We start from the raw sequence: 5,673 nt of genomic DNA, 5'->3' as shown, positions 1-5,673 counted from the left end.
GCTATATAATAACCCATTTACTTCTGGTGTTGATATGAGTACAGAGCTAATGCTCCGTATTGGAAAAGAATGTGAAAATGTTACACATATTAAAGAATCTAGTGGAGATATTCGAAAAGCGAGAGATTTAGTAAGACAAGGCGAAGGTGCTTTTCAAGTCTTCTGTGGGTCTGAAGATTTAGTTATGGAATCTTATTTAGTTGGTGCGACAGGATGGGTTTCGGTAGCAGGAAATATCGTTCCAGGTCTCGTTACGAAAATGTATGAGCATTTTCAAAATGGTGAATTAGAAAAAGCGTGGGAAATGAACGATGCTATTTTACCACTTTGCGAGTTTCTTGAAGGATCAGGGAAATATGTACAAATCGTTAAACGTTCAATGGAACTACACGGACAAGTTGGCGGACCTTCTCGTTATCCGAGATTAGGATTAACTGAAGAGGAAGATCAAAAGCTTCAAACGATTTTATCAAAAATTGCAGCTCATGCAGCTGTTTAAACAAGGAGGAGAGCATATATGTTAACGACAAACATTGAGTTGAAACCAAAAGTGAAAGCGTTTTTAAATGAAGAAATTAAAATGTTTATTAATGGCGAATTTGTTCCTTCTATTAGTGGAAAGACATTTGAAACATACAATCCAGCGACAGAAGATGTGCTAGCCGTCGTATGTGAAGCACAAGAAGAAGATATTGATATCGCAGTAAAAGCGGCGAGATTTGCTTTTGAATCAGGCCCGTGGGCAGAGATGACTACTGCTGAAAGAGCACATCTTATTTATAAATTAGCAGATTTAATTGAAGAGCATAGAGAAGAATTAGCACAGCTAGAAGCTTTAGACAATGGAAAACCATATCAAGTAGCACTTGATGATGATATTTCAGCAACTGTAGAAAATTATCGTTATTACGCGGGATGGGCTACAAAAATTATCGGGCAAACAATTCCGATTTCAAAAGATTATTTAAATTACACACGCCATGAACCGGTTGGTGTTGTAGGTCAAATTATTCCATGGAATTTTCCGCTCGTTATGTCTTCTTGGAAAATGGGAGCCGCTCTTGCGACAGGTTGTACGATTGTATTAAAACCAGCAGAGCAAACACCTTTATCTTTACTATATACAGCGAAGCTTTTTAAAGAAGCTGGTTTTCCAAACGGTGTTGTAAACTTTGTACCAGGTTTCGGCCAAGAAGCAGGAGCTGCAATTGTAAACCATCATGATATTGATAAAGTAGCTTTCACAGGTTCAACAGTTACAGGGAAATATATTATGCGTCAATCTGCAGAAACAATTAAACATGTAACACTAGAACTTGGTGGTAAGTCACCAAACATCATTTTAGAAGATGCTGACTTAGAAGAAGCGATTAACGGTGCGTTCCAAGGAATTATGTATAATCATGGTCAAAATTGTAGCGCAGGATCTCGAGTTTTCGTTCATCGAAAGCACTATGAAACAGTCGTAAATGAACTTGTAAAAATGGCAAATGAAGTGAAGCTTGGGGCAGGTATGGAGGCGGAAACTGAAATGGGACCGCTCGTATCTAAAAAACAACAAGAGCGTGTGCTAAATTACATTGAACAAGGAAAAGCTGAAGGTGCTACTGTTGCAGCTGGCGGTGAACGTGCATTTGAAAAAGGTTATTTTGTACAGCCAACCGTATTCACAAATGTTACTGATGATATGACAATTGTTAAGGAAGAAATCTTTGGACCAGTTGTCGTTGTACTTCCATTTGATTCGACAGAAGAAGTAATTGAAAGAGCGAATCGCTCTTCATATGGGCTTGCTGCGGGTGTATGGACACAAAATATTAAAACAGGGCATCAAGTTGCCAATAAATTAAAGGCAGGAACAGTGTGGATTAATGATTATAACTTAGAAAATGCTGCTGCACCATTTGGTGGATATAAGCAATCTGGTGTTGGACGGGAATTAGGTTCATACGCCCTTGATAACTATACAGAAGTGAAAAGTGTTTGGGTAAATATTAAGTGATACTCTATTCAGTCGGGAGTCTTTTCATCCCTGCTGAATAGTAGTTGAACCAATCAGGCATTTACGGGTAGGTGATTTTCCACCTTACTTCCTTTGTGTTCAACGCATGAGGTGGGAATCATACTACCCACAAATAGCGGGATAAAAGAATGATGAAATATAGTAAGAGATGCGGACAACTGGTAGGTAGGATAAAGGTTGTCCTTTTTCTTATATATAAAATTGCTTTTTCAAAAGAATTATAAGGGGGATTTGGATGGAGAAATTAGTAGAATGGTTAGTAGGGCAGGTATGGAGTATTGGTTTAGTTGTTTTTGCATTAGGAGCAGGAGTGTATTTTACAATTGCAACTCGTTTTTTACAAATTCGTTATTTTAAAGAGATGATTAAACTATTATTTGAAGGAAAGAGCTCAGAGACTGGGATATCATCCTTTCAAGCATTTTGTTTGGCGTTATCAGGTAGGGTTGGAATAGGGAATATCGCAGGGGTCGCGACAGCTATCGCTTTTGGTGGACCTGGAGCTGTATTTTGGATGTGGATGATGGCTCTATTAGGAGCGGCTAGTGCATTTGTTGAATCAACATTAGCACAAGTATATAAAAGTAAAGTAGGAAATGAATACCGCGGTGGTACACCATATTTCATTGAAAAAGGTTTGAAAATGAAATGGTTTGCGGTCATTGTAGCAGTGGTTGTAACACTTTCATATGGCGTTTTATTACCAGGGATTCAATCAAGTAGTATCGCGGTTGGATTTGAAAACTCTTCTGGCATTAGTAAATATATAACTGGTATATTTTTAGTTGTATTATTGGCAGCGATTATTTTTGGTGGAGTAAAGAGAATTGCAGGCGTTTCACAAATGTTAGTTCCATTTATGGCAATTGGGTATGTAATTGTTACATGTATCGTATTAATTGCGAATGTAACGGAAATTCCAAGTATGTTTGCTTTAATTTTCTCAAGTGCATTTGGTGTAAATGAAATGTTTGGAGGAATCGTTGGGGCAGCTATAGCATGGGGAGTAAAGCGTGCAGTATTTTCAAACGTTGCGGGTGTAGGAGAAGCAACATATAGTTCTGCAGCTGCTGAAGTATCGCATCCCGCAAAACAAGGGTTAGTTCAAGCTTTTTCTGTATATATCGATACAATTGTAGTATGTACAGCAACAGCTCTCATGATTTTAATAACAGGTATGTATAATGTTATACCTGAAGGGAAAAGCGCAATTGTACGGAATATAGGAAATGTGGAAGTAGGTCCAATTTATACACAACAAGCAGTTGAAACTGTTATGACTGGATTTGGTCCAATATTCATTTCAATCGCAATCTTCTTCTTCGCATTTACAACTTTACTCGCTTACTACTATATCGCTGAAACGACGCTTACTTATTTAGATGGTGGGCTCAAATATAGCTGGTTAAAACCAGTATTAAAAATTGGATTTTTAATTATGGTATACATCGGTAGTGTAGAATCAGCTTCGTTTTTATGGAACCTCGGAGATTTAGGAATTGGTAGTATGGCATGGTTAAACCTTATAGCAATCCTATTGTTAAGCAAAACTGCATTAAAAGTGTTAAAAGATTATGAAACGCAGAAAAAAGAAGGAAAAGATCCTGTTTTTGATCCTAAAAAAGTAGGAATGGAAGGTTTAACGATTTGGGAAGAGCGGAGTAAAGAGGTTGAAAGGAAAAATTCTAAAGAAAAAGTATCGGCGGATGATAGTGTTAAATTTTAAACATGCAAATTTCTAGTATTAAAAAACTGAAAATTCAATCTTTTTCAGGGTTATATATTGTCCTTGTTTGTTCTTAAACAAAAGGCGGATCTTAGTAAAGTGATTTTAGAAGCTTGTTGTGTTTTAGCTGCAATTTCAGGAGAACTGAAATGTGCTAAGCGATGATTTTAGTGCAAGAGTGTATGGTGGAATTGAAAAATCAAATTCATTAAACATGAGAAAGCTCTCCTTAAAATAAGCTTGTAAGGAGAGCTTTTTATTTTAGCCTAATTTTTTTGAAAGAGTTTCAGTTGTTTCATATAATCGATAGCTTTTGTTTTATTACTTTGTGCAGAAACATATTGTGCCTCATTTACATCTCTATAATAACTATTAACTACTTCTTCAGAAAGTGTACCGTCAGAGATGGCTTTTTTAACCGCGCAGTGTGGTTCATTTGTATGCGAACAGTTAGAAAATTTACATTTCCTAGAGATAAGAACTATATCTTCATATCCAATATTTAAGTTACCTTCATGATTTATTAAGTCAAATCCTATTTTACTAATAAGTAATCCCTCCACTTTTAAATGAGTTTTTTAGAATCATACATACAAATTGTATCGTTTTTAAGTTGTGCTTGTTTTAATATTCTGTATTCTTATAAATTGATTTCTCTACATCAGGGAGAAGGGTGTATATGCTCTTCCCAATTAAAGATTCTAATTCATTCTTAATTTTATAGAATCCTTTCGAATGTAAAGAGGTATGAGAGGTTGTGCCATGACGTAAACCAACAGAAACCAATCTTCTTTCAAGCGTAGTAAAACCATCCGCATCAGCGAGAGCGTCGCAAAGAGTAATTACTTTATTGTATAAGTCATAGTCACTATTTTCATTCAATATTTCAATTAACCGGCTTTCCATATAATCGGGAACAAGGCTCCACTTTGCTGCGATATCTATATGCTCATTTTTGCAAGGAAATGAATGCGTCACACATATAACGGCGTTTCCTGTATACCCTAAATCATTCATATACATGTAACCATCATAGGAATGAATAACAGATTTAGTAAAACCTTTATATCTTCCTATATCATGCAGGAGAGCGGCATTGTATGCTATGTCAACATCTAAGTCATACCCATTTTTTATAAGTTCTACAATTATTTTTTCAGTTGCATTGGCAACATTAATTGAATGTTCGAACCAAGGACCTGGGTTTTGTTCATATGCCCAATCCAGTAATTCTCTTGCGTATTTCCTTTCTAATATATATTTCATATAGTGATCCTTTCTCTAAAAAATCGTATCTTAATTAATTTCATCTTAATATTTAATTATTCCTGCTATAAAAATTGTTAAAATAAAAACAAAAGGGGGAAAAGTAATGCGAAATTTAGTAATTGAAGAAATTAAGCAACTAGAAAATGATATTGAAGAGCTTTCTAAACTTTTGAAAACTGTAGTAGATGATGGGGCGTCAATTGGTTTTTTACCTCCACTGGAACAAAAAGAAGCAGCGAAGTATTGGCAAACTGTATTAGCACCAGAAGTGATATTGTATGTTGCTAAAATAAACAATGAAGTGGCAGGAAGTGTTCAATTACATTTTGTTACAAAGCCTAACGGGATCCATAGAGCCGAAATTTGTAAGTTAATGACTCATCCAAACTTTAGACGTAATGGCATTGGACGTTCACTTATGCAAAAAGCAGAAGAAAGAGCAAAGCAAGAAAATAGGTCTCTTTTAGTATTAGATACTAGAGAAGGAGATCCTTCTAATAGATTGTACAAGGCATTAAATTATCAAGAATCCGGCAAAATACCAGAATATGCGATTTCTCCGAATGGTGAGTTAGATGCAACGGTAATTTATTATAAAATGATTTAGTTTTTTATTTGAAAAGGGAGATAATTTCAAACGACATATTTGTTATTA

6 protein-coding genes are annotated in these 5,673 nt (G+C 35.6%); 4 read left to right on the top strand and 2 right to left on the bottom strand.

What is annotated here, in order from left to right; translation table 11 throughout:
* The 3 genes from AB3X48_RS16720 to AB3X48_RS16710 all read left to right on the top strand — a co-directional run.
* On the top strand, positions 1 to 499 hold a 499-nt coding region (locus AB3X48_RS16720; RefSeq protein WP_367959747.1), incomplete at its 5' end, for a dihydrodipicolinate synthase family protein.
* 18 nt (positions 500 to 517) lie between these two features.
* Entirely contained in the window at positions 518 to 2,002 is a 1,485-nt protein-coding gene (locus AB3X48_RS16715; RefSeq protein ID WP_002110322.1) for an aldehyde dehydrogenase family protein, read from the top strand.
* A gap of 256 nt (positions 2,003 to 2,258) precedes the next feature.
* The gene (locus AB3X48_RS16710; protein WP_016105095.1) at positions 2,259 to 3,749 is read left to right on the top strand and encodes an alanine/glycine:cation symporter family protein; all 1,491 of its coding nucleotides are present in this window, start codon (positions 2,259 to 2,261) and stop codon (positions 3,747 to 3,749) included.
* A gap of 266 nt (positions 3,750 to 4,015) precedes the next feature.
* Here AB3X48_RS16710 and AB3X48_RS16705 read toward each other — a convergent pair whose 3' ends face one another.
* Entirely contained in the window at positions 4,016 to 4,312 is a 297-nt protein-coding gene (locus AB3X48_RS16705; protein ID WP_016105094.1) for a putative GTPase, read from the bottom strand.
* 61 nt (positions 4,313 to 4,373) lie between these two features.
* A complete protein-coding gene (locus AB3X48_RS16700) occupies positions 4,374 to 5,015 on the bottom strand; it encodes an HD domain-containing protein (protein ID WP_016105093.1) in 642 nt (213 codons plus the stop codon).
* Between the two features lie 106 nt (positions 5,016 to 5,121).
* Between AB3X48_RS16700 and AB3X48_RS16695 the strand changes: the two genes are divergently transcribed.
* Positions 5,122 to 5,625: a GNAT family N-acetyltransferase gene (locus tag AB3X48_RS16695; RefSeq protein WP_016105092.1), complete on the top strand. Its 504-nt coding sequence runs from the start codon at positions 5,122 to 5,124 to the stop codon at positions 5,623 to 5,625.
* The last annotated feature ends 48 nt before the right edge of the window (positions 5,626 to 5,673 follow it).

The organism is Bacillus sp. S4, from assembly GCF_040838205.1.
Taxonomy (GTDB): Bacteria; Bacillota; Bacilli; order Bacillales; family Bacillaceae_G; genus Bacillus_A; species Bacillus_A cereus_U.
This window is presented reverse-complemented; position numbering and strand designations above follow the sequence as displayed.

What these genes read in the sequence shown, in the direction of transcription:
- AB3X48_RS16715 (WP_002110322.1), top strand. Translation starts at nt 518, where the DNA reads ATGTTAACGACAAACATTGAGTTGAAACCAAAAGTGAAAGCGTTTTTA.
- AB3X48_RS16700 (WP_016105093.1), bottom strand. Translation starts at nt 5,015, where the DNA reads ATGAAATATATATTAGAAAGGAAATACGCAAGAGAATTACTGGATTGG.
- AB3X48_RS16695 (WP_016105092.1), top strand. Translation starts at nt 5,122, where the DNA reads ATGCGAAATTTAGTAATTGAAGAAATTAAGCAACTAGAAAATGATATT.
- AB3X48_RS16710 (WP_016105095.1), top strand. Translation starts at nt 2,259, where the DNA reads ATGGAGAAATTAGTAGAATGGTTAGTAGGGCAGGTATGGAGTATTGGT.